This is a genomic window from Coprothermobacter platensis DSM 11748 (assembly GCF_000378005.1).
GTDB lineage: Bacteria > Coprothermobacterota > Coprothermobacteria > Coprothermobacterales > Coprothermobacteraceae > Coprothermobacter > Coprothermobacter platensis.
Window position 1 is genome coordinate 866,215 of record NZ_KB899040.1, and the last position, 25,478, is coordinate 891,692.

Here is a 25,478-nt window from a genome sequence, read left to right on the forward strand (position 1 = left end):
ATGGCGCGCCCGAGAGGACTTGAACCTCCAGCCTTCGGCTCCGGAGGCCGACGCTCTATCCAGTTGAGCTACGGGCGCATCACTTTTTAGTATACTGCAATATCGTTTGTTGCTCAAAGCACACGGTTAAAGAGGAAACAACATTAATTGAGAACAAATCATAGAAGAGAGATGAGATGATTCCTAAAAGTAACTGTTTAGAGACTACACTTTTCTTCGCCTGGCAGCTTGTGCTTTCTTAATGTTCTCTTCTCTTGCTTTCTTTTGAGCGTCAGTTGGTTTATTCTTCTCGGGAACATTCTTTCTATCTTTTGCTTTGAACACATCACCTTCCACATGTTCAGGCTTTGATCCCAGGGAGTCAAGAAGTTCTTGAACGTCTTTTGTATCGGGAATTAGTTCGTCCTTTTCCACGTGTGCATCATTTTTACTGATGAGCCATGCTTGTGTTGCCCAGGAACCGCTTGACCTTTTTCCAGCCAATCGGATGATATGTCCTTTTTCTCCCACATCATGATATCTAAAAGTGGTAAATGCCTCTTTGGGACGTACCACAATTCTGTAGTATTCTCCTTCGCCGCCTTCCCCTACTTCGGTGCGTTCTTTACCCTGAGGTTGAGCAGCAGCTCTCTGCCTGTGAGACATTTCCTTCCAAGCTTTCTGGGCTTTCTTAATATTTTCCTTAGCGGCTTCGATTTGTTTTTTCGTCGCCATAAGTGACACCCCCTTATATCTATGGCTATCTACAAGAGGTAATACCAGATTATCTTCATATTAATACACATAAATGTTAAATATGCACTACCCTTATACAAGAAAAGGCAGCCATGGGGCCGCCTCTTCTTGTCATTTTCCATGCGAAACATGTTTTAATTAGTACTTTCGATAGTTTCAGTAGCCTCTTCTACCTTAGGTCGCAGCGTAGGGAACAAAATCACATCTTTTATGTTCTCGGATTCTGTCAGAAGCATGATCAAACGATCTATGCCGATACCCAAACCACCCGTAGGTGGAAGACCATATTCCAACGCCGTGACAAAATCTTCATCCATAAGAATGACTTCTTCTTCACCAGATTCCTTAAGTTTCATCTGTTCTTCAAATCGGCTTTTTTGATCAAAGGGATCTTGCAACTCGGAAAACGCATTTCCCATCTCCATGCCAGCAACGAAAAGTTCAAAACGATAAACGAAATCAGGCTCATCGGTTTTTCTCTTGGCTAACGGACTTATAGCAACCGGATAATCTATGACAAAAGTTGGGTTTATGAGATTAGGTTGCACCAATTCGTCAAATAACTTTTGAATGGCATTGGCCCAAGTAGAAGTCTTTGTCATTTCTAAACCCTTGTCTTTTATGATAGCTGTCGTCTTCTCAAGTGTATTTATATCATCCCATTCAAGATTGGCATACTTTCGGAATGCATCTTTAAAAGTAATACGTTCAAATGGGCGTTCAAAGTGAACATCCATGCCCTTAAAGTTTATAGACCCGTTATTATCGCAAACACTAGCTGCAGCCATAATAATATCTTCTGCAACTTGCATCATATCCTCATAATCACCGGGAGTTTGATAAAGCTCAAGCATGGTGAATTCTGGATTATGGTTTTGGTCTATACCCTCGTTTCTGAAGTTTTTACCCAATTCGAAAACCCTGTGGATGCCACCTACTACCAACCTCTTTAAGTAAAGTTCTGGAGCTATACGCAAGTAAAGATCAATATCCAGTGCATTATGGTGAGTAACAAACGGACGTGCACTGGCTCCGCTTGGAATCGGTTGTAGTATGGGTGTTTCCACTTCTACAAAACCTTTGTCCCAAAGAAGCTCCCTGATGGCTTTGATCATTGCTGAGCGTTTACGAAACCGCTCTTTCGAATCGTCATCGATTATCAAATCAAGATACCTTTGTCTGTAACGGACCTCGGGGTCTCTCACTCCATGCCATTTTTCCGGCAGCGGTCTGAGGCACTTACTTTGAAGAACAAAGTCCATAACATCTAAAGTGAGTTCACCGCGTCCCGTATGATACATACTTCCTGTTACGTATATAACATCTCCCACATCGATAAACTTCTTTAAGAAATCATATTTATCACCCAATGCATCTTTGCGGAAGCTGAGCTGCAATTTTCCTGTAAAGTCTTTCAAATCAGCAAAAGTGAGTTTCCCGTGTTGCCTTATGTTTGTAACCCGTGCCATAGTACTGCATGTGTCGCCATCAGCGGCTTGCCTTATTTTTGCAATAGGTTCGATATTTCTGAGCACTTTCCCATACGGGTCGATGCCCATCGCTTTTAGCTGTTCCAGTTTTCCTATACGAACTTCTCGCTCTTCCATGTTTAAGGCACCACAATATCTAAAATTTCATATACTGCTTTATTACCATTACGAAGCTTTATTTCTACGTGGTCTCCTCTTTTTCTCCCAAGAAGACGACTACCCAGTGGAGACTTTGAAGAAATTTTGCCTGAGAAAGGATCAACTTCTTCAGAGTTTCCTACAATAATGAATGCTTCTTCTCGACCAGTAGTTTCATCCAGAACCAGCACCTTTGTTCCAACAGATACCTGGTCTAATGCCAGATCTGAAGTTTTTACAACCTTAGCATTGTAAATGAGCGATTCCAACTGTGCAATACGTTCTTCTAATAAAGCTTGCTCTTCCTTTGCAGCTTCAAATTCTGAATTCTCCGATAGGTCACCCAATGCACGTGCTTCTTGTATTTTGTCAGCTACTTCTTTTCTCTTAACTTCTTTTAGGTACTTGAGCTCCTCTGAAACCTTCTTGTAACCTTCCTCTGTGAGGATAGATTCTTCTTCAACTCTTCTCATGCTACGAAACCCTCCTAATAGCTTTTATTTTATCCAATTGTTCTTTCGTAACGGGGCGGTCAAACGAACGCATCCAAATAACTTCAAAACCATGCTTTTTCGCCCATTGCCCCGTAAGTAGAACTTGCTCTTCTTTCAAATCTCTACCCAGACTAAAATCCGTAGTCCAGTCTTCAAGGGCAAGCATCATCGTTTCGCTCATGCAAGCATAAGCTGTCTTGGGTTCAAAACCAAAATTAAAATTAAATTCTACATCTCCGGGAACCTTCACGATGCCACCATCAAGTACGAGTACATCCGTTCTCTTGGAAGCAACTTCTTCAGCCACGTTGCGCGGCCTGGATACATCAACAATGATAGTTCCGGGCTGAAGGTCGTCGGCATCAATTATGGCTTCTGGAGATGATGAAACCGTTATCAGCAAATCAGCCTGTTTGACAGCATCACTGATACTATTTGTATAATCCACATTATAGGCTTTTAGTGTATCGGCTAAAGACGACAATCTATCAACATTCCGAGCGACAAGAAGCATTTTCCCTACTTGCGGCGCAAGGATTTTAGAAAGAACACTACCGATAGAACCTGTGGCGCCCACTACCGTCAATGTGGAGTTCTTTGGGTCAACACCGATTTCTTTTGCAGCCAATAATAACGCTTCACCAGCCGTATAGGCAGTATAGCTATTGCCAGTGGTAACACCGATATCTAATGCTTTTGCGATAGTTATGCCTGCATCCCCTACTACCGAAGTATAGGCTCCCAAGCCCATTATCTGGGCACCTTCTTTTTCAAGCAGTTTGCCTGCTTTAATAATTTGCTTTACCGCATAATCTTGGTTTTGCATCATCATACGAGGTGTCATTGGTATGACTGCAAACCAACCTTCAATTTCTTTGCCTGTTAGTGAACGCACACCTGTAACATGCGCCCCTATGTAAGGGCTGGAATACTTACCACCCCACTCAACTAACCTATCTGGAAGATGTTTAGCAAAACTTATATGACTTTTTATATCTTCAACAGATAAAGGATGTAATACAAAACCGAACTTTGCCATGTAACGTTTACACCTCCGGCGCAATAGCCAATAGAACGTCCTTTCTTACATGAAAGAACCGTTATTTTTCTACCATTTTCTTTTACCACAATAGGCGTATTTTAATACTTTAATCTTCGTTAAGAACTCTGATAGTGGGGCCCAGTTTTAACTCGTCGATAATATTCTGGTACTCAGGATAGTCAGGAGGCGTTCCGGGCTTGCCTAATAGTGCTGTAAAAACGCCTTCCAATACGTTGGTGCCAAAGCTACGCCCGTTAAGAACAGGTGTAGTAGTCACCAGTAAAGAGACACCTCGTTTCTTGAGCTCCTCCACATTCTCTGCTGTGGTTGTGTTTGTCAGGATAATTTTTCCCTCCAAATTGTCAGGCATATACTTGTCTATGTAAAGATAGTCGCCTGCTACCACATCAGCTTGTTTAAAATACTGCTCAAATTTTGGAGTATGCTCCAGCTGTTTTGACCCCGTCGGATAAAGCATGGTAAAAGGTAAATTAGCAGCTATGGGTAAAACCAGTGATCCAAGGTTTTTTAGTGAACTAATAGAATGAAGTGGCATGGGAATATTCAAGGCAAACATCAGGTCGCCTATAATGAGTTTGCCACCACCTTGGCTTATGGCTTCTACCATACCCCACCTATCCACTCCACTGGTTACAAAAAAAGTCATTCCCGGCTTGAATATGCCTTTATCAAACAACTCACGTACAACACGACGTTCAAGTGTGTGCTTGAGGCCGGAGCCATCTACAACAGGCGTTATTTTTGCAGCTTGCTTAAGCTTTTTTGCATCTCTGATGACGTAGCGACTCTTTCCAAGCCACAAATAAAGGTCTATCCCTCCCAAACCTATAGCATCAACCTTGCCGTCCAGCTGCGAAATTTTATCAACAGCCTTGTCCATATCACCATCAGTTCCAATTCTTTCTAAAAGAAATTCCTCTCCGAGGAACGTAGCCTGCGCGCTGCTGTCTCTTTTCGAGGATCCCAAACTTACTGAAACCACGTGCTTCACAGCAGTAGCCTCCTTCTTCGCCAATAAAAAAGTATTCGGTTAACCTATTATAAACCCAATAAAAACTGCTACAATAGTTTTCATGGAAAACAATAAATTTGCAGATGTGCACTTACACGCTTGGACTTACAGTGTTCTGAGCCTTTTCCCCAACTTGTCCAACTGTAAGAGTTTTGATGACATTTATGAAACGTTAAGAGCCCATCCATTTAACGGTTGGTATGTGGGCGTTCGGTTCAATCAAGAATATTTAAAGGAGAAAGAAATTCCAAGTCGACAGCTCCTTGATAAATGGTTTCCCGACAAACCCGTGGTGTTAGTACGTACATGCTTACACTTAGCCGTACTAAACACAAAAGCTATGGAATTACTCGGTGTTTATGAAGACACTGGGACTTTCGTCGAGTCAGCTGTATTCGATATTCAGGAAATGGTTATAGACAGAGCTAATGTAGGAAAGGCTGATGTGCTTAGAAACGGCATTAATTCATTGCATGCTTTAGGCATCACCAAATTCATCGATATGAACGTAACAAAAGCAAGCATACAAGTGATGCACGACATACCTTTCTACACATCTGACGAGGATTTGCTCGATGAGGCTATTGGTTTGAAGATATTCCTGGATGGGTCGTTGGGCGCACGAACGGCTGCATTAACTGAAGAGTACAGTGATGATCCAGGTAACTATGGCGTTTTAAATCACAGTGATGATGAACTCTTTCATTTAGTCCAAGTGGCCCACAAAAAAGGAAAGCCTGTTTCCATGCATGCCATAGGCGACCGCGCCATTGATCAAGCTATTTCAGTCTTGAAAAATGATATGCACCCTAAAGACAGAATAGAACATTTACAAATAACACGTTTGGATCAAATTGAGAGCATTGCAAAGCTTGGCGTTGCAGCTTGCATACAACCGATTTTTTCAAAAGAATTGCCTTGGGCAGCAAACCGTGTGGGGAAAAGAATTGAGACAAGCTATGCTTGGGGTCTTATGAAACAGTACGGTGTGAAACTATTGGTCGGCAGTGATGCTCCAGTGGATGATGCAGATCCTTTAGAAGCAGCGGACGTCGTTGATCAATTGACAGGAAACCAGCATTTGGACAAGGATTACGTGTTAAAGCTCTATTCATCGGATAATTTTGAATTCTATGGCTGGCCAAAGCCGAATTGATTCTCTGACGTGGTCTGTGATTTTTCTTATAAAAGCTATTACACTCATGGTTTGGTTTGGTGCAGTAGTGAGCTTCTTACTGGCAAAACCTGGCATTCAAAACAGAGCCATATTCAATTACTTAGTGTTTGGAAAACAACCTCTTACACTTTCTACATTAGAAATGGAACACATGGTGGATGTTAGGCAATGGTTCTTCATCTTGCAAGTTTTTACTCTCTCCTGGGTTGTACCGCAAAAAAAGTATCCAAATGCTGCTTTTACGACTGTGGTACTCATTCTTTCAACAGTTGTGTGCCTATTTGCGTTTTTCAATTTCGACGCCGCCTGGACACTTTTTCATCATGTACTTTTCAATAACCAACTCTGGCTTTTGCCTTCCGATTCTTATTTGATAGAACACTTTTACGATACATTCTTTCCTGCCGTTGTCAGTGCTCTGGGTATTTGGATTCTTTTGTGGATAAATGCGCTGATCTTTTATAAAAAAGAAACAATAAGTGGTAACCCGATCAAGAATCTTCGGCAAATATGAAAAATAGATAACAATAATGAGTAGAAAGGGTGGAGTGCTGAATTGAAAAAAGTTAACAAAAACGTTATTAAAGTTCTTCTTATCACAGCGCTCTTACTTCTTGTCTTACCTCAACCGATGTACGCACTCACTGTTGGTATCCCTACGGAAGCTCTAAGCGGGTTACCATCTCCAGAATTAACAGCGCTTGGGCATACTCTACTCATCCTTTACGGAGGCTACAGTAACGTGCAACCATCCATTGTTGAAGGAACGCTGTCTGAGCTCTGGGAAAAGTTGAATAGTGGCTCCATCGACGCTATCTTACCTGCTCCGAATTTCTCCAGCACATCATCTTACAATTTCGGGACAATAATAGGAAACGCAAAGGCAGAAGTTGCAAAAGAAGGTCATTTCATTTGCATATCTGACACAGATGAGAATAAAAAGTTTTTTGGTCAGTATGGTTTCTTGGTATCAAACACTTCAAAATGCAAAGAAAGTACTACTATCAACATCCCACTATCGGCAGTATACGGGAACTCAGCAGAAGGGTTGCTCTTTTCAAAACATTTCGAGCAGTTTATAAAAAATGATTATTCTGCTATATCGTTAGCCGTAAAAGCAGAAGGTTTTGATGCCACAAAAGCCACTTTATGGCAGACAGTTTCCGAAAACAAGGAGAGCTTTATCTTCATCGCTACGCTTGCTTTCCTCCTACTGATTCTTCTTTACGTTTACGTTTCCGAGCGCAAGAAATCAAGAACAAATAAGAACCGGAGTACCGATGTTGAAAGAGAATTGAATAAACGCGTGGAGGAATTGACGCGTGTATCACATCAACTAGACATGGCAAACGATGAAAACAAGAACCTCAGACAGCAAAGGGAACGTTTAGAGCTCGCAAAAACAACACTGGAACGTCACATGCAAATGCTCATAAAATTGTTTGAATTCATGGAAATGCAACGTACTATAGAGAATACCGATTTTAGTGATTTTTTGAATTCTCTATGCGCCAATCTCAAAGACCTGTTCCAAGCCGAAGAAGTGGGTGTGTATGTACTTAAATCTAGATCTCACACGTATAATCTTGCTGCTGGATCTGTGACAACTTTGCCTGAGCAACTTGATGCTTCCGATGCACTTCTTTACGAAGTCTTGCATAAGTCTCCCGTAGATGAAAAAATTATAGAGAATAAGCGTACCCTTTTCGGTGCACTGGATCCGCTTGAAAATGTAAGAGGTTTATTAGTTGTAGTAAATCCAAATGCTCCCAATATTTCACGCATTGTTTCTGCCGTTTCCGGCATGTTGCACCTGCTAATGTCGTACGGAAGGAATAGGATGGAGTTGGAGAATATCTATAAGTACATTGATTTGTTGGAAACAATCTCACATGGAAAATCATTCGAGGAAATGGTAACAATACTATCTTCTTACGGTTTCAACATAATGGAACAAAGTAGTAATGTTCGTGATTATAAAGGACACATGATAATGCTATCGGGCAGTAAGAACATCATCATCGCTCCTGAAGATTGGCCCACTTCGTTAGACACGCTTCTCATACGATTTGTAGAAAACGTAAGCTACTAAAACGTAAATTTCTTTTTTTTGCATGCCCATGAGGATGCACGGTTATAATAGGGCATAAAAGTTATAGGGAAAAATATGTGTAGAAACGACGCTAAAAATAACAGAAACAAAAAATGTGCGGAGCAAATTCGTGCTCCGAGAATTGTTAGGGTGATGAAATGGCAATCTTGATTGTTACAGAAAAACCTTCGGTAGCCAGGCAAATCGCATCGGCTCTCGGAAAACCAAAAAAAGAAGGTAATCACTTAATTGTAGGTGATTACGTCATAGCCCATGCTCTAGGGCATTTACTTCAGTTCGCCTATCCTGAACAATACGGAGAACGCTATAAAAAATGGCGTTTAGAGGACCTTCCCATTATTCCCAAAGAAAATGAATGGCAATTAGTCCCCATAAGTAAGACAGCAATAAAACAATTGGAAGAAATAAAATCTCTTTGGGAAACGGCAGACATGGTTATAAGTGCAACTGATGCTGGTCGTGAAGGAGAACTTATTTTCCGTCTGATTCAGCAGTATGTAGGCATAGATAAACCTGTTAAACGTCTGTGGTTACAGTCTCTAACCCGAGAAACGATAAGAGAACAGATTAAAAAACTCCTTGACCTATCGGAATTGGATAATCTCTATGCTTCAGCATTGGCACGTTCAAAAGCTGATTGGCTCGTTGGCATCAACGCATCAAGGGCATTCACCGTTGTATCAAAAAAAGAGGTTTTTTCCGTTGGCAGGGTTCAGACACCGACATTAGCGATATTGGTGGACAGAGAGAAAGAAATTCAGAACTTCGTCCCACGTATCTTCTACAAAGTCAAAGTCCGTTTTGAAGTTGATGGAACAACATTCTGGGCAGAAAGCGTAAAAGAATATGAAGAAGAGGAAGCCAAAAAGCTTGCCGAAGAACTCGTTGGGAAAACATTATTGGTCACAGAGCAATCAGAAGAAGAGAAAAAATTCTTTCCCCCTCTCCTGCCTGACTTAGGCGATTTGCAAAAGTTTACATCCAGATCTTTCCGATGGTCAGCTCAAAAAACATTAAAAATTCTCCAACGACTTTATGAAAACGCATTAGTAACTTACCCAAGAACAGACTCGCGATACCTACCCACGGACATGAAAAAACAGGTCGTGGGAACGGCGGAGAAACTCGAACCACTTCTCGAGGGAAACTGGGATTATGTAAAAAAGTTGAATAACAAAGGCCGTGTGTTCAACAATGCTCGCATAACGGATCATTTTGCCATTATTCCTACGGGCAAAACAAAAGAGCTTAAAGGTGATGACGAACAGTTATTCGTTTATGTGATGAAACGGTTCTTGGCGGCATTTTACCCTCCTGCGTTAGAAACACATCAAAAAACGGTGCTTAGCTACGGAGACCATCTTTTCGAATACAATGCAGTGCGAGTAGATGATCCTGCATGGTATGAAGTACTTGGTGGAAAAGAGAGTCAGCCACTTTTACCTGATATCAAAGAAGTAAATGTTTTGGAAACAAGCGCAGATAAAAGACAAACAAAACCGCCAGCACGTTTTACCGATGGAATGCTTATTGCAGCTATGGAAACAGCAGGTAAGCTGGTAGATTCTGAAGAACTATCCGAAGTACTCAAAGAAAAAGGTATCGGCACTCCCGCTACGCGAGCGGAAATAATTGAACGCCTTATTGAAATGGGTTACGTTCAAAGGAATGGCCCGCAGCTTATTCCTACGTCAAAAGGAATAATGCTTATTGACTCACTTAGAGAAGTGCAACTTCAAAGCCTCACCGAACCGGAGCTTACGGGAGAATGGGAACGTAGGCTTGGGCTCATTGAAAAGGGCAAAGAAACACCAGAAAGTTTCATGTGGTCCATTGAGGAGTATGTACAAGACATAGTTAAAACATTGTCAAAAGACGAAAGTTCTACGACCTTAAAGAGCAAGCAGAATATGCCAATTGCGAAATGTCCTTTCTGCGACGGCTATATATTAGAAGCACAAAAATCATACTACTGCAGCAACTGGAAAGAAGGTTGCAAATTCCGCGTTTGGAAGAACATGAATGGCGGTATCATCACAGCGGACGATGTCAGGAGATTGGTAGCCGAAGGGCGCACACGTTTAAAAAGATTCCGTTCCAAAGCCGGAAAATCTTATCGCGCTTTCGTAGTTCTAAAAGACGGTGAAGTAAAAATAGAGTTTCCCTCCAGGAAAAAGAGCGAGGACGCATGATAAAAATCATGTTTTTTGGCAAATATTCCGATGTTTACGGTTCTGAAAAACACGTAAGCATAGAAGGTGTCACGGTGGGGCAGCTCTTAGAACAACTACACATCTACGACGCATATATGGTAGCAATAAATGGAAATGTAGTTCCCCTCAATGCTAAACTTAATGACGGAGATGAGGTTGCAGTAATGCCAACGGTGAGTGGCGGATAAAGATGGGAGCAGCATTTTTAACTCATGAGGAAATTCACTATGTATGGACGGAAGATCCATCAATGGGGTCGTTTATATCTTTCGAAGGGAAAGTTCGCAATCATTCATCCAACGGAAATGTTGTTGCGATAGAATACACGGCTTACGAGGATTTAGCATTATCCAACCTCAAGAACATTATTCAGGATACAGAAGCAATGTACCAGGTTCGAGTGGACGTGGTGCATAGACTTGGTGTGGTACCTGTTGGACAGACAGCGCTACTTGTTGCAGTTATTTCGCCTCATAGAAAAGAGGGATTCTTGGCTGTCCAGAAAGTTGTAGACCGTATAAAAGAAGAGGTACCTATTTGGAAAAAAGAGATATTGGAAGATGGAAGAGGTGTTTGGATTTGATTACGCGGGAGGAAGCATTAGAAGAAGTAAGAAAAAACATTAAGAGTGAAAACATGATCAGACACATGCTTTCAACTGAAGCGGCCATGAGGAAGTTAGCTGAGCACTTTGGTCAGGATCCTGACCTTTGGGGTATCACTGGTTTGCTACATGACATCGACACCGAAATAACAAATGAAGATCCTATGCAGCACAGCAAAGTTGGTTACGACATGGTAAAAGCCTTGGGTTTACCAGAAGAAGCAGCTAAAGCTATTCTCACCCACAATGAAGCGCATGGCATTGAACCGGATAGCCTCATGGGACAAGTCCTCAGAGCCGTTGACCCACTTACAGGCCTCATTACGGCAGTTGCATTGGTTATGCCAGACAAAAAGCTCGCCAACGTCACACCTGAGCGTGTCCTGAAACGGTTTAAGGAGAAACGTTTTGCAGCTGGGGCAGATAGAAATAGAATAGCTGAATGTTCACAATTTGGGTTGAGCTTAGAAGAATTTGTTACACTAACCCTTGAAGGCATGCAACAAATCTCAGATGAGTTAGGTTTGTAGAGGGAGGATAAAAAATGAAAGGTAAGAGAACAACTGTTATTGCTGTGATTCTGCTTGTGGTTCTGGCGTTAGGCGTTACTATCGGAGTCATACTGCATCAAAGCAAGAAAGTAACCACAGCACAGGATCAAGAACAAATCTTGAAAACGGTAGCCGGCAAATTGACGGCGACCATTCCCGTTAGTACAGTAACCGACCCAGATAAGTCTGTAGTTTTGCAGGTAAGAGATGTATTATCAGAAGGTAGTTCCACGTCTTCTTTAGAAGAACTGACAAGCAGTTTAACCGTAGATGACATACTCAACGGGCATATATATTTCTACAGTGCCATGACTACGCCATCTGCTGACAAAACTTCGCTTCAGAAGCAACTCAGCTCTATGACACTAAAGACATTAAAAGAACCTACTTCGGCTGATAAAAACACACTTATGGCCTACTTGGTAGCACAAGAGCGACTCAGCAATTTGTATTACAACATGCAGGTTCCCTACCCTGCAGATGTTCTTCAGTTCTTGAGCACAGCTACAGCGTCTTCTGATGTTCAAACAGCTGCGAGTGCCGTGGCTGTTATCAACGCTTATAACCAAGTAGTAGATATCTACGAGAAAGTATTATCGGGAATGGCAAAACCAGGTGATGCATTGTCAAAGGTTGCTCAGACAGCAAGTTCTACCATAGCAAACTTGACAGATACGTACCCACCTTCTGCTAATACAACGGAACTGCAAACAGCATTGCAGAAAGAAATCGTTTCTGATCCTTCTAAATCCATTAACGTTCCATGGTTATTCAAAGCAGAACGCCAGTACGTATCAACAAGCCTTAGCACAAATAGTTCTGTGTCGGACTTGCAGAAAATCATTGTAGCTGCCAAGTTTAATGCCGATGCAGATTTATCAAAAGAACTATCTAACACGAACGTGTTTACCGATTTAAACTACACTGATTCCAGTTCTTCTACGGTAAATGTAGCACTTAATCAATCAGATATTGTGTCATTTGCTGAAAAAGTCAAAACGGATGTTCAGTCGTTTTCCGATGCATCCAAAAACACACCGCTTTCTTCCATAGCCCACGACCTGTCGCTTAACTACATGAATGATGTGCAAACGCTCACGTCCAGTAGCGGTTACGCAAATGCAATGAATGACCTCATGGTCACATTGGAAAATGCTCGTAAATGGAAAACAATTGTAGGTTGGCTAAATAGCCTTTAATAAAACCATACGAACAAAAGAGGGGCCAGCCTAAGTCAAGCTGGCCCCTTCTTTATTAGGCAGTTTCGTCTACTAAAGCGCCTTGGAATTGGCTCATGTACAGGTTGTAATAAAACCCTTTCTTTTCCATGAGCTGTTTGTGGTTACCTTGTTCTACAATGCGCCCATGATCCATAACGATAATAGTATTGGCGTCTCTTATGGTGGACAAACGGTGCGCTATTACAAAGCTGGTACGTCCTTTCATCAAATTCTCCATAGCTTTCTGAATGAGCATTTCTGTTCTTGTATCTACAGAGCTTGTTGCTTCATCCAGTATGAGAATCTTGGGGTCAGCCAAAAACGCACGGGCGATAGTTATGAGCTGCCTTTGTCCCTGAGAAATATTAGTAGCATCGCCTGTGAGCATTGTGTTATACCCTTCAGGCAGCGTCCTGACAAAGTGGTCGACATAAGCCGCTTTAGCAGCATTGATGATTTCTTCGTCCGTTGCATCCTCACGGCCATATGCAATGTTTTCTCTGATAGTACCGTTGAAAAGCCATGTATCCTGTAGCACCATGCCGAAAATTCTTCTTAAGTCTTCTCTTCTCATATCGCGTGTATCAACGCCGTCTATAGTGATACGGCCAGAATTCACGTCGTAAAACCTCATTAGCAAGTTTACCAACGTTGTTTTACCGGCGCCTGTTGGGCCCACTATTGCAATAGTGCTACCAGCCGGAACATCCAAGTTTAGATCCTCAATAAGTGGAACATCTGGATTGTAACTAAAATAGACATGCTCAAACCGAACGTGCCCTTTTACCTCAGGAAGTTCCGCCGGGTTATCCTTATCTGGTTCTTCCTCTGGCTCATCAAGTAATTCAAAAACACGCTCGGCTGATGCCACGGTAGATTGAAGAACGTTCATGATACTGGCAACTTGAACAATGGGTTGTGTAAACTGCCTGGAATACTGTATAAAAGCCTGTACGTCACCTAACGATATAACACCATTGGCAACGCGTATACCACCAAGGACAGCTATAGCGACGTAGTTCAAGTTATTGACGAAATTGATAACCGGGTGAATCAAACCGGAAATAAATTGCGCCTTGAAACTCGCCTGAAATAGTTTTTCGTTTTCTTCGTGAAAGCGATCTATTGCCACATCTTCACGATTGAAAGCCTTTACTAAGGTATGACCTGTGAACATTTCCTCGACATGTGAGTTAACCGTTCCAGTGCTGTTCCACTGTTCAACGAACTGCTTCTGCGACTGTCGAGCTATGATCATGGTAATTACCAGCGACACAGGTATAACGGCCAGTGAAATCCAAGAAAGCAGGGAACTTATTCTAAACATCATAATAAGTACACCCACAACGGTTGCGATAGATGTGAGCAGTTGTGTTATGGTTTGCTGAAGTGTATGGGCGATATTATCTACATCGTTGGTAACTCTACTCAAAACGTCTCCATGTGGATGGTTATCGTAGTACTTTAGCGGCAGTCTTCTCAACTTCTGATCAATATCCCTACGGAGGCGATAAACAGTCCGTTGAGAAACACCTGCCATTACATACTGCTGTATCCACTGGAATAGAGCAGCAAGCAGATACACACCAGCTAAAGTAAGTAATATTCTACCTATAGCTGAAAAATCTACCCCTGCTCCGGGCACAATATTCATATTCGAAATCATTTCAGCTATTTGGTCCTGCCCGCGAGCCTTTAGCATTGCGATGACTTGAGCCTTTGTTGTCCCACTAGGCAATTGCTTACTTATGATGCCTTGAAACAGTTGATTTGTTGCATTACCAAGTATTTTTGGCGCCGAAACAGTAAAGTAAACACTGGCAATGGTGACAGCGACAACAAGGAGGAATCCTATTAATTCCGGTTTGAAGTAAGAGAGTAGTCTCCGCAGGGTTCCCATAAAATCTTTTGGCTTATCACCTGGCATTACACCTCTTCTACCCCCGGGACCTCCCCTCATCATGCCGGCTGGTCTGTTTTGTCTTGGAGTTGGTTGCTTTTCTTCGCTCATGCTATTTCCTCCTTCGAAAGCTGAGAGTAAACAATTTCTTGGTAAACCTCGCAAGTTTTCATCAGTTCCTCATGTGTGCCTACTCCAGCAATAGTCCCATCATCGTTAAGTACGACGATCCTATCAGCATCTAATACGCTGCTTACTCTCTGTGCAACGATTAACACAGTCGCATCTTTTAACTCTTCTCTAAGGGCAGCTCTTACCAAAGACTCCGTCTTGTAGTCCAATGCTGAAAAGCAATCATCAAATACATACACTTCAGCTTTTTTTACCAAGGCACGTGCTATAGAGAGTCTTTGACGCTGGCCACCGGACACGTTGGTTCCACCTTGATCTATGAACGCTTGAAGTTTTCCTGGCATTTCACTAACAAAGCCCTTCGCCTGTGCGATTTCCAGAGCGTGCCAAAGTTCTTCTTCAGTGGCATCTTCATTTCCCCACTTTAAGTTCTCTTCCACTGTTCCGCGGAAAAGGAATGCTTTTTGAGGAACCAGAGAAATCTTATTACGAAGCTCTTCAATGGGCATCTCTCGTATGTCTGTACCATCTAAGAGTATTTGGCCACCTGTTACATCAAAAAACCGAGGAATTAGATTAACTAAGGTACTTTTACCCGAACCCGTACTGCCTACAATAGCGGTGAATTCTCCGGGAGCAGTGGCGAAAGAAATATCCTTGAGGACCGGACTTTCCGCCCCAGGATAACTAAACTCCACATTTCTGAATTCCAGTTCGCCTTTCAAATTGTTTCCGTTTTGAGCAATGAACTTTGTTTTTGCCGTATCTTCAATGGAAGGTTCTGTATCTAATACAGCACTAATTCTTTCTGCCGATGCCTCTGCACGAGGGACCATTATAAACATGCCCATAGCAACCATGACAGAGATCATTATTTGCATTACATAGGTAAGAAAAGCTGTCAAATTACCAATCGGCATGGCACCACTATCAATACGAATACTACCAAACCAAACAATGGCAACCATGGCTAAGTTCATAATAGCCATTAAAGAAGGTATTCCGAAGGCCATTATTCTATTGACTCTCAGTGTTGTCTGCATCAAATCCTTATTAGCCTTATCAAAACGCTCTGCTTCGTAATCGTCTCTTACGAAAGCGCGTATGACGCGAACGCCCATAAGTTTTTCACGAAGCACTTGGTTGACGCGGTCAATCTTTTTCTGGACGGAGCGGAAAAGCGGTGTAGCAAGCCGCAGCATCAGCCATACCACCACACCCATTAGCGGCACGATGATAAGTATGGAGTACGAAAGCACCACATCCTGTCTGATAGCCATGATTATTCCACCTATTGATGTGATAGGTGCTATAACCATCATGGTTAATCCAATTTGTACGAGCATCTGCATCTGCTGCACGTCGTTCGTGTTTCGCGTTATCAAAGAAGGAATACCAAATTTGTCTACCTCAGCTTGAGAAAAGCTCATAACTTTTTCGAATAACGCGCTTCTCAGGTCACGTCCGAAACTCATAGCCGTACGGGAAGCAAAATATGCTGTGACTATAGATGCCAGCACAACGAGTAATGTTACGCCCAGCATTAGTCCACCGGTATGCCAAATATAGTTAATGTCTCCCTTTACAACACCATTGTTTATGATATCTGCGTTCAAGTTCGGCAAATAAAGGTTACAGATTGATTGCACAGTAACCAATACGATTACCAAAACAATCTGTTTCCAGTAGGGTTTTAAGTATTTAGTGAATAGTTCTATCATCGACCGTTGTACCTCCTAAACTTTTCATTCGTTGACACATATTACTTGTCACCATGTTAAGCAATTCAACCAGTTCATTTTTCTGCTGTTCATTCAAACCATCCAAACTTACCTTGACAATGTCCTTAAAAATGTTTGTTACAGTTTTTACAGCTTCAACACCATCTTGGGTAAGTTGGATATGAACAGAACGCTGATCTTTCATATTGACAGTTTTGCTAATAAAACCTGATTTTTCCAGCTTTTTAAGGATATGCGCCGCAGTTGGGGGAGCAACATGCATAACCTCTGCAAGCTCATGCTGGCTTATACCAGGTGTTCGGTTAATCATGAGCAAGGCCACTGCTTGCCCGGGATAAAAGCCCTGCTCAGATGTCATCTTGAAAAGAAGCTGGCCATGAGATCTTATGAGCCGGAAAAGCGAGCGAAAGACCTCCAAAGACAAGTTCTTTTCATCTTCTTCATTAAGACACATGCCTAATGTATCTTCATCAGCCACTAAAATACCTCCTTTGCTATTAAGTGGTTTTTGCATCGTAACCATTTAATTAGTTAGGTATTAATTCTTTGGGCATCTTTGATATCATTCATATTGGCATGAATAAATCTTTCTCAAGATCAAGAAGTAGTGCCCTCTTTGCTGGTTTAGCTGCTTATTTCTTTGTTTTTTTTGTAAGAACGTCCCTTACTGTGGTACAGCCCGATCTCCAAGCGACATTTTCTCTAAGTGCATCTCAGTTCTCGTTACTCACATCTGTCTATTTCTATACCTACGCGCTCATGCAAATACCGGCTGGAGTACTCATAGATTATTGGGGCCCTCGTAAGTCCATTGCACTCGCCATGATTATAGCCTCGGTAGGCTCATGGATTTTTGCTTCCGCTCCGAATTATTCTACGCTCTTACTGGGAAGGTTTATTTCAGCGTTAGGCGTATCACCGGTTTACATAGCAGTGCTCAAATTGAATAGTTCATGGTTCTTACCTGTGGAATTCGTTGCCTTAACCGGCATCACAACGTTTATCGGGAATTTAGGAGCGCTTGTTTCATCGGCTCCATTAGCCCTTTTGGTGGCAAAAATAGGCTGGAAAGCATCGTTCTATTCTATCGGTATTATTACGTTAATCGTGAGCATAATAGCATTAGCTTTCATAAAAGACCGACCATCTACTGTAGGTTTTGAAGATTTGAATGAGCAGAACTCTTTAACGTGGAAGGAAACCATGGCAGGATTGAAGAACATAATTAATAAGAGAGAAATATGGTTTCCCACATTAGTGTATTTCTTTTCGCTGGCACCAGTTATGACACTGCAAGCGGCCTGGGGAGTTCCACTATTACATAACCTGGCACATGTCAGTACAATAACAGCCAGTTATATTGTCATGCTCATTGCCGTAGGTTTTATGACAGCAGCTTTGGCTTCTGGTATGCTCACAGCACGTTTAGGAGAACTACGTTTTTCGAAGCTTTTTCTATTATTTAGTGCCATCCTGTGGATTCTTTTGTTGACCGCCTCTTACTGGCCTATTTATGTTTTTGCTTTATGGTTTTTCCTCATAGGATTTACTTCTGCAGGATACATGCCCGTTTGGCAATGGGGTAAAGAAATAGCCGGAACAACATTTTCAGGCATAGGCATGGCCATAGTCAATGCAGGTGGTTTCTTGGGAGCTGCATTTGGACAATTGTTCTACGGCGTAGTACTTGATCTTTTCCATTGGAAAAGCTACACAACCATTGCATTTAGTATGAGCAACTTGATGTTGACAATGTCGTCAGTGTTGGCATTTGTAACGCTTTTACTGTATGAAAGCGCAAAACGTTCACGAAGGAGGCGCTAAAATAAGACTATGCCATATCCAAATCATATAGGATTCATCGTAGACGGCAACAGACGTTGGGCGAAAGAACAAGGTTTGCCTACGTTTGAAGGTCACAGAGCTGGTTTTGATAAGGTTTTTTTCGTTACAGATTGCATATTAGAAACGCCTGTAAAGGAAATCACATTTTACCTGTTCAGCACGGAAAACTGGAAACGATCTCAAGATGAAGTCGGCTACTTAATGGACCTTGGCGCAGAAATGGCTTACAAATTATTAGAACCATGGGCAAAGAAAAACGTGAGAACGTTCCATATAGGAGATAAAGCTGGTTTGCCAGAAAAAGTGGCAAAAGCATTATCCGACTTAGAAGAAGGCACAAAAGATAATACTGGTTTGATAGTAAACTTAGCCCTGAATTACGGCGGAAAATTAGAAATTGTTCATGCTGTTAATAGTGCATTGCGAGAGTCAGACAAAAAAGAAATAACCGAGGATGATATTAGCAAACACTTATACAATCCTCTATCAAACCCTGTAGATCTCATCGTGAGAACGAGCGGAGAACAACGCATTTCCAATTTCCTTATCTGGCAAGCCGCTTACGCTGAACTTATATTCTTGCCAAAATATTGGCCAGCCATAGACCAAGAAGACGTAGACTATATACTAAACGAATTCATTAGAAGGCAAAGAAGGTTCGGCGTATGATCATATCTGTAGCTAACCAAAAGGGAGGCGTAGGTAAAACTACTACTGCCCTGACATTGTCATCGTTATATGCTCAAAATAGAAAAGTGTTGCTTGTAGACATGGACGCTCAGGGGAATGCCACTACAGGTTTTGGTGTTAGCAAGAATGATCTTAAGAAAACTACATACAACGTACTTATTGAGGACATACCAGCATCTGAAGCGTTTATAAAGGTCAGAGACAACCTTTACATAGTTCCATCTAACTTGGATTTAGCAGGAGCCGAAGTAGAATTAGTGAACGTGATGAGCAGAGAAAGCCGCCTAAAATACGCATTAGAACCGTTAAAAGATCAGTTCGACGTTATAATCATCGACACACCGCCTTCGTTAGGGCTGTTGACCATAAACGCTCTTGTAGCTTCAGATTGGGTTTTAGTTCCCATACAATGTGAGTTCTTTGCTTTGGAAGGCGTTGGTCAGTTGTTAAAAACAGTAAACCTTGTAAGGCGTTACTTGAATACAGAGCTTGATGTACTCGGTTATTTGTTGACCATGTACGACCGTCGTACCAGGCTTAGTCAAGAAGTAGAAAGTGAACTCAGAGCATATTTCAAAGAAAAAGTTTTTGATACAGTAATTCCCAGAAGCACAAGAGTAGCGGAGGCACCAAGCTATGGGCAGAGTATACAGGAATATGATAGTCATTCCCCCGCTGCCAGAGCATATAATCGGCTTATTAAGGAGATCGATGAACGTGTCCAAGAACAAGCTCGGTAAGGGACTTAACGCACTCCTTGGAGACAATTTAATTGGGGAAGAAATACTCCAGTTAGATCCAGGCTTGATTACCACTTCACCTTTTCAACCGCGAACAGTTTTAGAAGACGATGACATTGATGAATTGGCAGAATCGCTGAAGAAGACGGGTGTACTTCAACCAATCTTGGTTAGAGGCTCAGGAGATAAATATGAACTCATAGCCGGAGAAAGACGTTGGAGAGCAGCCATGAAAGCAGGTTTAGAAAAGGTGCCCGTTATTGTTAAGAATGTAAGCGACGAACAGGCAATGGTCATGGCTTTGGTTGAAAACTTGCAAAGGAAAGATTTGAACCCCATAGAAACGGCTAAGGCATGCAAACAAATCATGGAATCTACTGGCATGACACAGGAAGAACTAAGCGAGGTATTGGGCATGAGCCGGCCCAATTTTTCTAACTTAATTCGTCTTCTTGATCTCCCTGAAGAATTACAAGTTCTCTTACAAAAGGGTGACTTATCTGTGGGGCATGCAAAAGTCCTTTTAAGCTTGAAAGATAATGAACAAATGATAAAGTTAGGCAAAATTGTCGCAGCAAAAAAACTCTCAGTAAGGGACTTGGAGCGCTTGTGCAAAATGACTCAAGGACAAAAAACATCGCAGTCAAAAGACACGAATGTGTATAAGTTGAAAAAGGCGTTCTCGGATGTGAAGTCCATACCTGTACGTGTAACAAAGAATAAAAGTGGGTATGCCGTCACCATTAGTTTTTCTGACCCTGATAAGGCGATAAAACTTGCGGAGTATCTAAAAACGTGGCAACCGTAGTCCTTTTAGATATAGGTAACACGAAAACAAAACTTGCTATTAGTGATGGTAGAAATATACTTCAAACAAAAGAGTTTTTCAGTCACGAACCTGATTTCTCGGAACTTCCCGAGCAGTTTGATCACTGGGTTTTGAGTTCTGTGGTTCCAGAATTAGGATCAGACTGGATAGCTAAACTTTCGAAGGTTGCAAAAGGTATTCAACTTAAAAAAGCAGAGAAATTTGATTTTATATTCGATGTGAGTAAAAAAGCAGAAGTTGGCGATGACCGGTTGGCAGATATTGAGGGTGCGTATTTTTTAGGGTTTAATGCCCCATTCATTACAATAGACTTCGGTACAGCCAGTGTGATTAATTTAGTCACACCGAAAAATGAGTTTGTAGGTGGAGCTATAGGGCCCGGCGTTATGTCCTCTTTCGACTGTCTCATATCGAAGGCCGCTCTTCTTAAGTCTGTGGAACTTGAAATTCCTACAGAGGTAATTGGTCATGATACAAAAACAAATCTGGACGCTGGGTTCATCTTCGGATTCAGCTTCTGGGCTGAAGGATTCTATCATGAAATAAAGAAATTTTATCCAGAATTGAAAGCTCTTATGACAGGTGGAGCAGCCAGTTTGATAAGTAAAGTTGCTACTTTTCCATGTAGATATGTGCCTAATCTAAGCTTGTTGGGCCTTCTTCGTATTCTTGAACTTAACCAACACTTGTTATAGAATACTTTTATGGAAGCCTTTGGCTTTATTTTTGCTCATGATTGGGTTCATTCTTTAGATCCTCTTACACTGGTAAGGCCAGCTTCTTCATTACCTGTCTTGGGAAAATACAGAGCTATAGATTTTTCCTTGTCAAGCATGGTAAGAGCGGGAATAGTCCGCATTGGTATTAGTTTGGATACAGAGGCGGTATCTCTTTTAGACCATCTTCGCATTGCTTCACAGTGGGATCTGGATAAAAAGGAAGGTGGCCTATTCATCCTTCCAGGTAAGTATTTGGGAACAATGGATGCTTTTTTTAGAAACACCACATTTTTGAGACGTGCCGAAGAAGAACTCATCGTTGTCGCATGGGGCGATTCCGTCTATAACATCGATTTTAACGACGTTCTGAAATATCATGTAGACAAGGCAGCAGATATCACATACTTAGGTGATTCTGAAGATCCTTTTGTTTTTGTGATAAACAAATATTTATTGATGGAAATCCTTTTTGCATATAAAGATCTGCGCGATTTTTGGCGTGATGCCGTATCCAGTATAAGAAGTGATCTCCACATTGAGCAATTCCCTTCCAATTTTCCCGTTTACAGGCTTTCAGACGGTCTAAACACGTTCTATCGGCTGCACATGGATGCTCTTGACTTAGATGTTTATAGAGGACTTACACAAAACATGGTGATGACTAAACTGCGTGACTTCCCGCCGGCAAAGTTCTCTACAACATGTAGGATAACTGACAGCATTATCTCCGATGGTTGCATTATCGGTGGGCATGTTATCCACAGTGTCGTAGGTAGAAACTCTGTTATTCGTGCTGGAGCTTACGTAGAAAACTCGATCCTTATGCAAGATGTGGTCGTAGAAGAGGGAGCTCGATTAGTCAATGTTATTGCTGATCGCTATACAGTGTTTAGAGCAAACAGAGAAGTTGTAAGCAACGAATTAACCGTGATACCAAGGGAGAATGTAATATGAATGTGCTAGCCATCATCTTAGCTGGAGGTACAGGAACACGTTTAGGTGTCCTTACAGAAACGTTAGCAAAACCCTCAGTGTACTTTGGCGGAAAGTACAGGATAATTGATTTTGCCCTTTCCAACTGTGCTCACTCCCAACTTGAGGGCATCGCTATTCTTCCTCAGTACAGGCCAGTAGAACTGATAAGCCACGTTGCGATGGGAAGACCCTGGGATTTTGTGAAAAGGACATCATATTTCGCTGTGTTACCCCCTCACAAAGAATGGTACCATGGCACCGCAGATGCCGTGTATCAAAATATAGAGTACATCGATTATCTTAATCCTGATGTCGTAATAATTTTATCCGCTGATCATGTGTATCTTATGGACTACCGTCCTTTGCTAAAATACATGAGTTTGAAAAATGCACGTGCTGTATTGGCATCCACCACCGTACCATGGGAAGAAGCAAATCGTTATGGTATCGTGGTGACAGACGAACATGAACGTATTCTGGAATTTCAGGAAAAGCCCACCGCGCCCAAGTCGAATCTAGCAAATATGGGCATCTATGCGTTTGATTGGCATTATTTACGTGATTTGCTTTCGGAAGATGGTACCCGCGAAGACTCGAGCCACGATTTTGGTTCTGATCTGTGGCCCCGAGTGGTAGCATCAGGTGAACCTGCATATGCTTATAAATTTGATGGCTATTGGCTGGATGTAGGAACAATCAAGTCTTTTTGGGAAGGCCATATGGATTTGGTCGCTCCTTTTCCTCGACTTAATCTATATGATCCGCGCTGGAAAATCTATACAAGTCCTGCCGATCTCCCCTCTCCCATTTTTCTCGGTTCTGGAAGCGCAAGAAGCACTTTGGTTAGTGAAGGTAGCGTCGTAAAAGGGAATTTACTGCGGTCAGTGGTGGGACTTCAAAGTTTTATTGATGACGACGCCGAAGTTGTTGAAAGCATCATTGGACCACGCTCTTATATTGGCAAAGGTTCAAAACTATATCGTGTGATCACAGGCGAAAGCGTCCATATAGGTAATGGGGTAATAATCGGTGAAGGCGATCCAGTTCCTAATGAAGTTGCGCCACACATTTACACGGACGAAATAAGCGTATTGGGAAGGAATGTAATCGTGCAGGATGGGAGCCGCCTTGGTAAGCAATGTGCTGTCCAAGAAAGCGCAACCGTAAACGGTATTTATGGCAGCGGATCGTTCATTTATAGATAATAAACAGCCCTTAGTTAGATTCTCTTCTGATAATAGGTGGTTCATAGATGGGGACATCTTTTTTGCTTTTACGGGAAGTCATTTCGACGCAAGAACCCTTATCCCATCACTTCAAGACAGAGCAACACTTGTTATTACAGAGAAAGAGGCAAAAGGCAAGAACGTAATCTTTAGACCTGATGCCAAGATGTTGTACAAGGAGTTCATAAAAGCAGGATCAAAGGTTTATCCATTACATGTCTTAGGTGTAACAGGTACCAAAGGGAAAAGCACCATCGCATGGTGGCTTTCTTCCCTGCTTTCCACAGGTTATATGGGAACACTGGGCATTAAAGCAAAAGACGAGTTTTTTGTATTGCCGACTACGACTACTGGCGCCGATGCGTTGTTCAATACTTATAGGAAAACAGGAGAAGATAATTGGGTAGTGGAGTTGTCGTCCATAGGACTTGTGGAAGAGAGGCTTCCTTTACCCTTGGAAGGTTTGATATGGACTACCTTAGAACCTGAACACATGGACTATCATAAAACACTTTATGCTTATTATTTGGCGAAGAAAAAAGCATTCCAATATGTAAAGAAAGGTGCTTTCACACTTATGGGACAGAACGTGCCCAGTCCAATTCTTTCGTCAAATAATATTTTGAGATACGGACGCTATGGAGATTTCTACATAACCTATCGCACCGAGAGTGAATGGGAACAAGACGTTTATATTTACACTCCACAGGGAGAAACGCATGTACATTTGCCAATGCCCGGAGAAGTGTTTGCACAAGATGCTGTAGCAGTGGTAGCTGCAGCCATGTTATGGAAAGGAATTAAAATAGAGGGGCTTTTCCCTCAGATACCTGTGCGGATGAACCACATAGTGATAAATGGTATAGAAATGGTCATCGACTTTGCTCATACGCCTGAGAGCATCGATGCCTGTCTTAGTACGGTCGTGCAGCGCTGGGGAAAAGATTTTGTTGTCATACATGGAGCCACAGGATATGAACCGGAACAGAAAAGTTATGAAATAATAGAGATCATAAAAAAGTATGGCGCTGTTGGTGCAGCTTCGCTAATAAAGTCTTTAGACGAAGACCAATCAAACAAAACAATGCAACGCTATAAAGATGCCGGTTTTATCACAGGACCGAGCACACAAGTGTTTAAGGAATGCAGCGATCGTTTTCACAGATGGGTAATAGTAGGCATGAGAGATGCCTATGACAGATTAAAGGAGGCTGGATTGTATGGATCTGGAGAAAGCAATTAGTGCTCTACAGTATGCATTAGAGATGGAAAAGGAAGGTGTTCGTTTTTATCAGGAGAAAGCCGAAGAGTCAAAAAGTCCCTCGGTTAAGGATTTATTCACGGGCCTGGTAAAAATGGAAGAAAGTCACGTTGATTACATCTCAAGGATTCTTGGGTTTTTAAAAGAGGAAAGCGCTTTTAAGGACGAAATGCCACCAGAAGAAACACCTTTTAAAACGGTTAGTAGCGAAGAGGAGTCAGAGTTTAATTTTAGTGAAATTGCCGCTCTGCGCATGGCATTACTTTTGGAACATGATTTTGCTGAGTTCTACAAGAAGGCAGCAGACAACACCGATGATCCCATAGGAAAACAAATCTACTTAAAACTGGCTGCATGGGAACAAGGACACGAGTCTGCCATTCGCAACGAATTAGATAACCTTATGAAAGAACATTGGTATGATATGGGATTCTCTCCCCTACTTTGAAGAATTAAGAAATTTTCTTAAAAGTCGGTAAGAGAATGCATCTACAAGGGCAATAATAAGTGCTGCTATGGTAAACCATACTTTATGAGAAGTTGAGATTATTAAAGTAAGGTAGAAAAGAACTTCTAAAAAACATGAAACGGTTAGATGGGCAGCGACAA

At 41.9% G+C, this 25,478-nt stretch carries 25 protein-coding genes and 1 tRNA gene; 17 read left to right on the top strand and 9 right to left on the bottom strand.

What is annotated here, in order from left to right; all coding sequences use genetic code 11:
* Window position 1: 1 nt before the first annotated feature.
* The 6 genes from D890_RS0104805 to D890_RS0104830 all read right to left on the bottom strand — a co-directional run bounded on the left by D890_RS0104805 (window position 2) and on the right by D890_RS0104830 (window position 4,911).
* A tRNA-Arg gene (locus D890_RS0104805) sits at window positions 2-78 on the bottom strand.
* A 126-nt stretch (window positions 79-204) separates the two neighbouring features.
* Window positions 205-714, bottom strand: a complete 510-nt coding sequence (locus D890_RS0104810) for a hypothetical protein (RefSeq protein ID WP_018963376.1) — start codon at window positions 712-714, stop codon at window positions 205-207.
* Window positions 715-869: 155 nt separating this feature from the next.
* Window positions 870-2,342, bottom strand: a complete 1,473-nt coding sequence (lysS, locus tag D890_RS0104815) for a lysine--tRNA ligase (RefSeq protein WP_018963377.1) — start codon at window positions 2,340-2,342, stop codon at window positions 870-872.
* 2 nt (window positions 2,343-2,344) lie between these two features.
* A complete protein-coding gene (gene greA, locus D890_RS0104820) occupies window positions 2,345-2,836 on the bottom strand; it encodes a transcription elongation factor GreA (RefSeq protein WP_018963378.1) in 492 nt (163 codons plus the stop codon).
* Between the two features lies 1 nt (window position 2,837).
* Entirely contained in the window at window positions 2,838-3,896 is a 1,059-nt protein-coding gene (locus D890_RS0104825) for a shikimate 5-dehydrogenase (protein WP_018963379.1), read from the bottom strand.
* 109 nt (window positions 3,897-4,005) lie between these two features.
* Window positions 4,006-4,911, bottom strand: coding sequence for a hypothetical protein (locus D890_RS0104830; RefSeq protein WP_018963380.1), 906 nt, complete (start codon window positions 4,909-4,911; stop codon window positions 4,006-4,008).
* A gap of 82 nt (window positions 4,912-4,993) precedes the next feature.
* Between D890_RS0104830 and D890_RS0104835 the strand changes: the two genes are divergently transcribed.
* The 8 genes from D890_RS0104835 (at window position 4,994) to D890_RS0104870 (ending at window position 12,789) form a co-directional block, all read left to right on the top strand.
* The gene (locus D890_RS0104835; RefSeq protein WP_018963381.1) at window positions 4,994-6,088 is read left to right on the top strand and encodes an amidohydrolase; all 1,095 of its coding nucleotides are present in this window, start codon (window positions 4,994-4,996) and stop codon (window positions 6,086-6,088) included.
* Window positions 6,066-6,623, top strand: a complete 558-nt coding sequence (locus D890_RS0104840; RefSeq protein WP_245533142.1) for a lipoprotein intramolecular transacylase Lit — start codon at window positions 6,066-6,068, stop codon at window positions 6,621-6,623. Before D890_RS0104835 ends, D890_RS0104840 begins: the two co-directional genes overlap by 23 nt.
* 42 nt (window positions 6,624-6,665) lie before the next feature.
* Window positions 6,666-8,201 carry a hypothetical protein gene (locus tag D890_RS0104845; RefSeq protein WP_018963383.1) on the top strand — a complete coding sequence of 512 codons (1,536 nt, stop codon included), beginning with the start codon at window positions 6,666-6,668 and terminating at the stop codon, window positions 8,199-8,201.
* A 158-nt stretch (window positions 8,202-8,359) separates the two neighbouring features.
* A complete protein-coding gene (locus D890_RS0104850) occupies window positions 8,360-10,414 on the top strand; it encodes a type IA DNA topoisomerase (RefSeq protein WP_018963384.1) in 2,055 nt (684 codons plus the stop codon).
* A complete protein-coding gene (locus tag D890_RS0104855) occupies window positions 10,411-10,623 on the top strand; it encodes a MoaD/ThiS family protein (RefSeq protein ID WP_018963385.1) in 213 nt (70 codons plus the stop codon). The genes D890_RS0104850 and D890_RS0104855 overlap by 4 nt, the downstream gene beginning before the upstream one ends.
* A gap of 2 nt (window positions 10,624-10,625) precedes the next feature.
* Entirely contained in the window at window positions 10,626-11,018 is a 393-nt protein-coding gene (locus tag D890_RS0104860) for a molybdenum cofactor biosynthesis protein MoaE (protein ID WP_018963386.1), read from the top strand.
* Window positions 11,015-11,569, top strand: a complete 555-nt coding sequence (locus D890_RS0104865; RefSeq protein WP_018963387.1) for an HD domain-containing protein — start codon at window positions 11,015-11,017, stop codon at window positions 11,567-11,569. The genes D890_RS0104860 and D890_RS0104865 overlap by 4 nt, the downstream gene beginning before the upstream one ends.
* Before the next feature lie 14 nt (window positions 11,570-11,583).
* Window positions 11,584-12,789 carry a hypothetical protein gene (locus tag D890_RS0104870; protein ID WP_018963388.1) on the top strand — a complete coding sequence of 402 codons (1,206 nt, stop codon included), beginning with the start codon at window positions 11,584-11,586 and terminating at the stop codon, window positions 12,787-12,789.
* A 55-nt stretch (window positions 12,790-12,844) separates the two neighbouring features.
* Here D890_RS0104870 and D890_RS0104875 read toward each other — a convergent pair whose 3' ends face one another.
* The 3 genes from D890_RS0104875 to D890_RS0104885 are packed head-to-tail and all read right to left on the bottom strand — an operon-like array spanning window position 12,845 to window position 17,062.
* Window positions 12,845-14,821: an ABC transporter ATP-binding protein gene (locus tag D890_RS0104875; RefSeq protein WP_018963389.1), complete on the bottom strand. Its 1,977-nt coding sequence runs from the start codon at window positions 14,819-14,821 to the stop codon at window positions 12,845-12,847.
* On the bottom strand, window positions 14,818-16,563 hold the full coding sequence (locus D890_RS0104880; protein WP_018963390.1) for an ABC transporter ATP-binding protein: 1,746 nt from the start codon (window positions 16,561-16,563) through the stop codon (window positions 14,818-14,820). The genes D890_RS0104875 and D890_RS0104880 overlap by 4 nt, the downstream gene beginning before the upstream one ends.
* On the bottom strand, window positions 16,544-17,062 hold the full coding sequence (locus D890_RS0104885; RefSeq protein ID WP_018963391.1) for a MarR family winged helix-turn-helix transcriptional regulator: 519 nt from the start codon (window positions 17,060-17,062) through the stop codon (window positions 16,544-16,546). The genes D890_RS0104880 and D890_RS0104885 overlap by 20 nt, the downstream gene beginning before the upstream one ends.
* A gap of 98 nt (window positions 17,063-17,160) precedes the next feature.
* Between D890_RS0104885 and D890_RS0104890 the strand changes: the two genes are divergently transcribed.
* The 9 genes from D890_RS0104890 to D890_RS0104930 are packed head-to-tail and all read left to right on the top strand — an operon-like array spanning window position 17,161 to window position 25,317.
* A complete protein-coding gene (locus D890_RS0104890; protein WP_040363563.1) occupies window positions 17,161-18,408 on the top strand; it encodes an MFS transporter in 1,248 nt (415 codons plus the stop codon).
* 9 nt (window positions 18,409-18,417) lie between these two features.
* Window positions 18,418-19,098, top strand: coding sequence for a polyprenyl diphosphate synthase (gene uppS, locus D890_RS0104895; RefSeq protein ID WP_018963393.1), 681 nt, complete (start codon window positions 18,418-18,420; stop codon window positions 19,096-19,098).
* A complete protein-coding gene (locus tag D890_RS0104900; RefSeq protein WP_018963394.1) occupies window positions 19,095-19,859 on the top strand; it encodes a ParA family protein in 765 nt (254 codons plus the stop codon). The genes uppS and D890_RS0104900 overlap by 4 nt, the downstream gene beginning before the upstream one ends.
* Window positions 19,831-20,667 (top strand): ParB/RepB/Spo0J family partition protein, encoded by an 837-nt coding sequence (locus D890_RS0104905; protein ID WP_425393493.1) that lies wholly within the window; start codon window positions 19,831-19,833, stop codon window positions 20,665-20,667. Before D890_RS0104900 ends, D890_RS0104905 begins: the two co-directional genes overlap by 29 nt.
* Window positions 20,655-21,383 carry a type III pantothenate kinase gene (locus D890_RS0104910; RefSeq protein ID WP_018963396.1) on the top strand — a complete coding sequence of 243 codons (729 nt, stop codon included), beginning with the start codon at window positions 20,655-20,657 and terminating at the stop codon, window positions 21,381-21,383. Before D890_RS0104905 ends, D890_RS0104910 begins: the two co-directional genes overlap by 13 nt.
* Window positions 21,384-21,392: 9 nt before the next feature.
* The gene (locus D890_RS0104915; protein WP_018963397.1) at window positions 21,393-22,361 is read left to right on the top strand and encodes a GlgC family sugar phosphate nucleotidyltransferase; all 969 of its coding nucleotides are present in this window, start codon (window positions 21,393-21,395) and stop codon (window positions 22,359-22,361) included.
* The gene (locus D890_RS0104920; RefSeq protein ID WP_018963398.1) at window positions 22,358-23,587 is read left to right on the top strand and encodes a glucose-1-phosphate adenylyltransferase family protein; all 1,230 of its coding nucleotides are present in this window, start codon (window positions 22,358-22,360) and stop codon (window positions 23,585-23,587) included. The genes D890_RS0104915 and D890_RS0104920 overlap by 4 nt, the downstream gene beginning before the upstream one ends.
* Window positions 23,559-24,851: a Mur ligase family protein gene (locus tag D890_RS0104925; protein WP_018963399.1), complete on the top strand. Its 1,293-nt coding sequence runs from the start codon at window positions 23,559-23,561 to the stop codon at window positions 24,849-24,851. The genes D890_RS0104920 and D890_RS0104925 overlap by 29 nt, the downstream gene beginning before the upstream one ends.
* Window positions 24,829-25,317: a ferritin family protein gene (locus D890_RS0104930; protein ID WP_018963400.1), complete on the top strand. Its 489-nt coding sequence runs from the start codon at window positions 24,829-24,831 to the stop codon at window positions 25,315-25,317. The genes D890_RS0104925 and D890_RS0104930 overlap by 23 nt, the downstream gene beginning before the upstream one ends.
* Window positions 25,318-25,478: the final 161 nt, after the last annotated feature.

Excerpts from the sequence above, each read along its gene's own strand:
- D890_RS0104870 (WP_018963388.1), top strand. The coding sequence starts at position 11,584 with ATGAAAGGTAAGAGAACAACTGTTATTGCTGTGATTCTGCTTGTGGTT.
- D890_RS0104835 (WP_018963381.1), top strand. The coding sequence starts at position 4,994 with ATGGAAAACAATAAATTTGCAGATGTGCACTTACACGCTTGGACTTAC.
- D890_RS0104825 (WP_018963379.1), bottom strand. The coding sequence starts at position 3,896 with ATGGCAAAGTTCGGTTTTGTATTACATCCTTTATCTGTTGAAGATATA.
- greA (WP_018963378.1), bottom strand. The coding sequence starts at position 2,836 with ATGAGAAGAGTTGAAGAAGAATCTATCCTCACAGAGGAAGGTTACAAG.
- D890_RS0104900 (WP_018963394.1), top strand. The coding sequence starts at position 19,095 with ATGATCATATCTGTAGCTAACCAAAAGGGAGGCGTAGGTAAAACTACT.
- D890_RS0104855 (WP_018963385.1), top strand. The coding sequence starts at position 10,411 with ATGATAAAAATCATGTTTTTTGGCAAATATTCCGATGTTTACGGTTCT.
- D890_RS0104925 (WP_018963399.1), top strand. The coding sequence starts at position 23,559 with ATGGCAGCGGATCGTTCATTTATAGATAATAAACAGCCCTTAGTTAGA.
- D890_RS0104920 (WP_018963398.1), top strand. The coding sequence starts at position 22,358 with ATGAATGTGCTAGCCATCATCTTAGCTGGAGGTACAGGAACACGTTTA.
- lysS (WP_018963377.1), bottom strand. The coding sequence starts at position 2,342 with ATGGAAGAGCGAGAAGTTCGTATAGGAAAACTGGAACAGCTAAAAGCG.
- D890_RS0104850 (WP_018963384.1), top strand. The coding sequence starts at position 8,360 with ATGGCAATCTTGATTGTTACAGAAAAACCTTCGGTAGCCAGGCAAATC.
- D890_RS0104810 (WP_018963376.1), bottom strand. The coding sequence starts at position 714 with ATGGCGACGAAAAAACAAATCGAAGCCGCTAAGGAAAATATTAAGAAA.
- D890_RS0104860 (WP_018963386.1), top strand. The coding sequence starts at position 10,626 with ATGGGAGCAGCATTTTTAACTCATGAGGAAATTCACTATGTATGGACG.
- uppS (WP_018963393.1), top strand. The coding sequence starts at position 18,418 with ATGCCATATCCAAATCATATAGGATTCATCGTAGACGGCAACAGACGT.
- D890_RS0104880 (WP_018963390.1), bottom strand. The coding sequence starts at position 16,563 with ATGATAGAACTATTCACTAAATACTTAAAACCCTACTGGAAACAGATT.
- D890_RS0104915 (WP_018963397.1), top strand. The coding sequence starts at position 21,393 with ATGGAAGCCTTTGGCTTTATTTTTGCTCATGATTGGGTTCATTCTTTA.
- D890_RS0104840 (WP_245533142.1), top strand. The coding sequence starts at position 6,066 with ATGGCTGGCCAAAGCCGAATTGATTCTCTGACGTGGTCTGTGATTTTT.
- D890_RS0104890 (WP_040363563.1), top strand. The coding sequence starts at position 17,161 with ATGAATAAATCTTTCTCAAGATCAAGAAGTAGTGCCCTCTTTGCTGGT.
- D890_RS0104905 (WP_425393493.1), top strand. The coding sequence starts at position 19,831 with ATGAACGTGTCCAAGAACAAGCTCGGTAAGGGACTTAACGCACTCCTT.
- D890_RS0104875 (WP_018963389.1), bottom strand. The coding sequence starts at position 14,821 with ATGAGCGAAGAAAAGCAACCAACTCCAAGACAAAACAGACCAGCCGGC.
- D890_RS0104930 (WP_018963400.1), top strand. The coding sequence starts at position 24,829 with ATGGATCTGGAGAAAGCAATTAGTGCTCTACAGTATGCATTAGAGATG.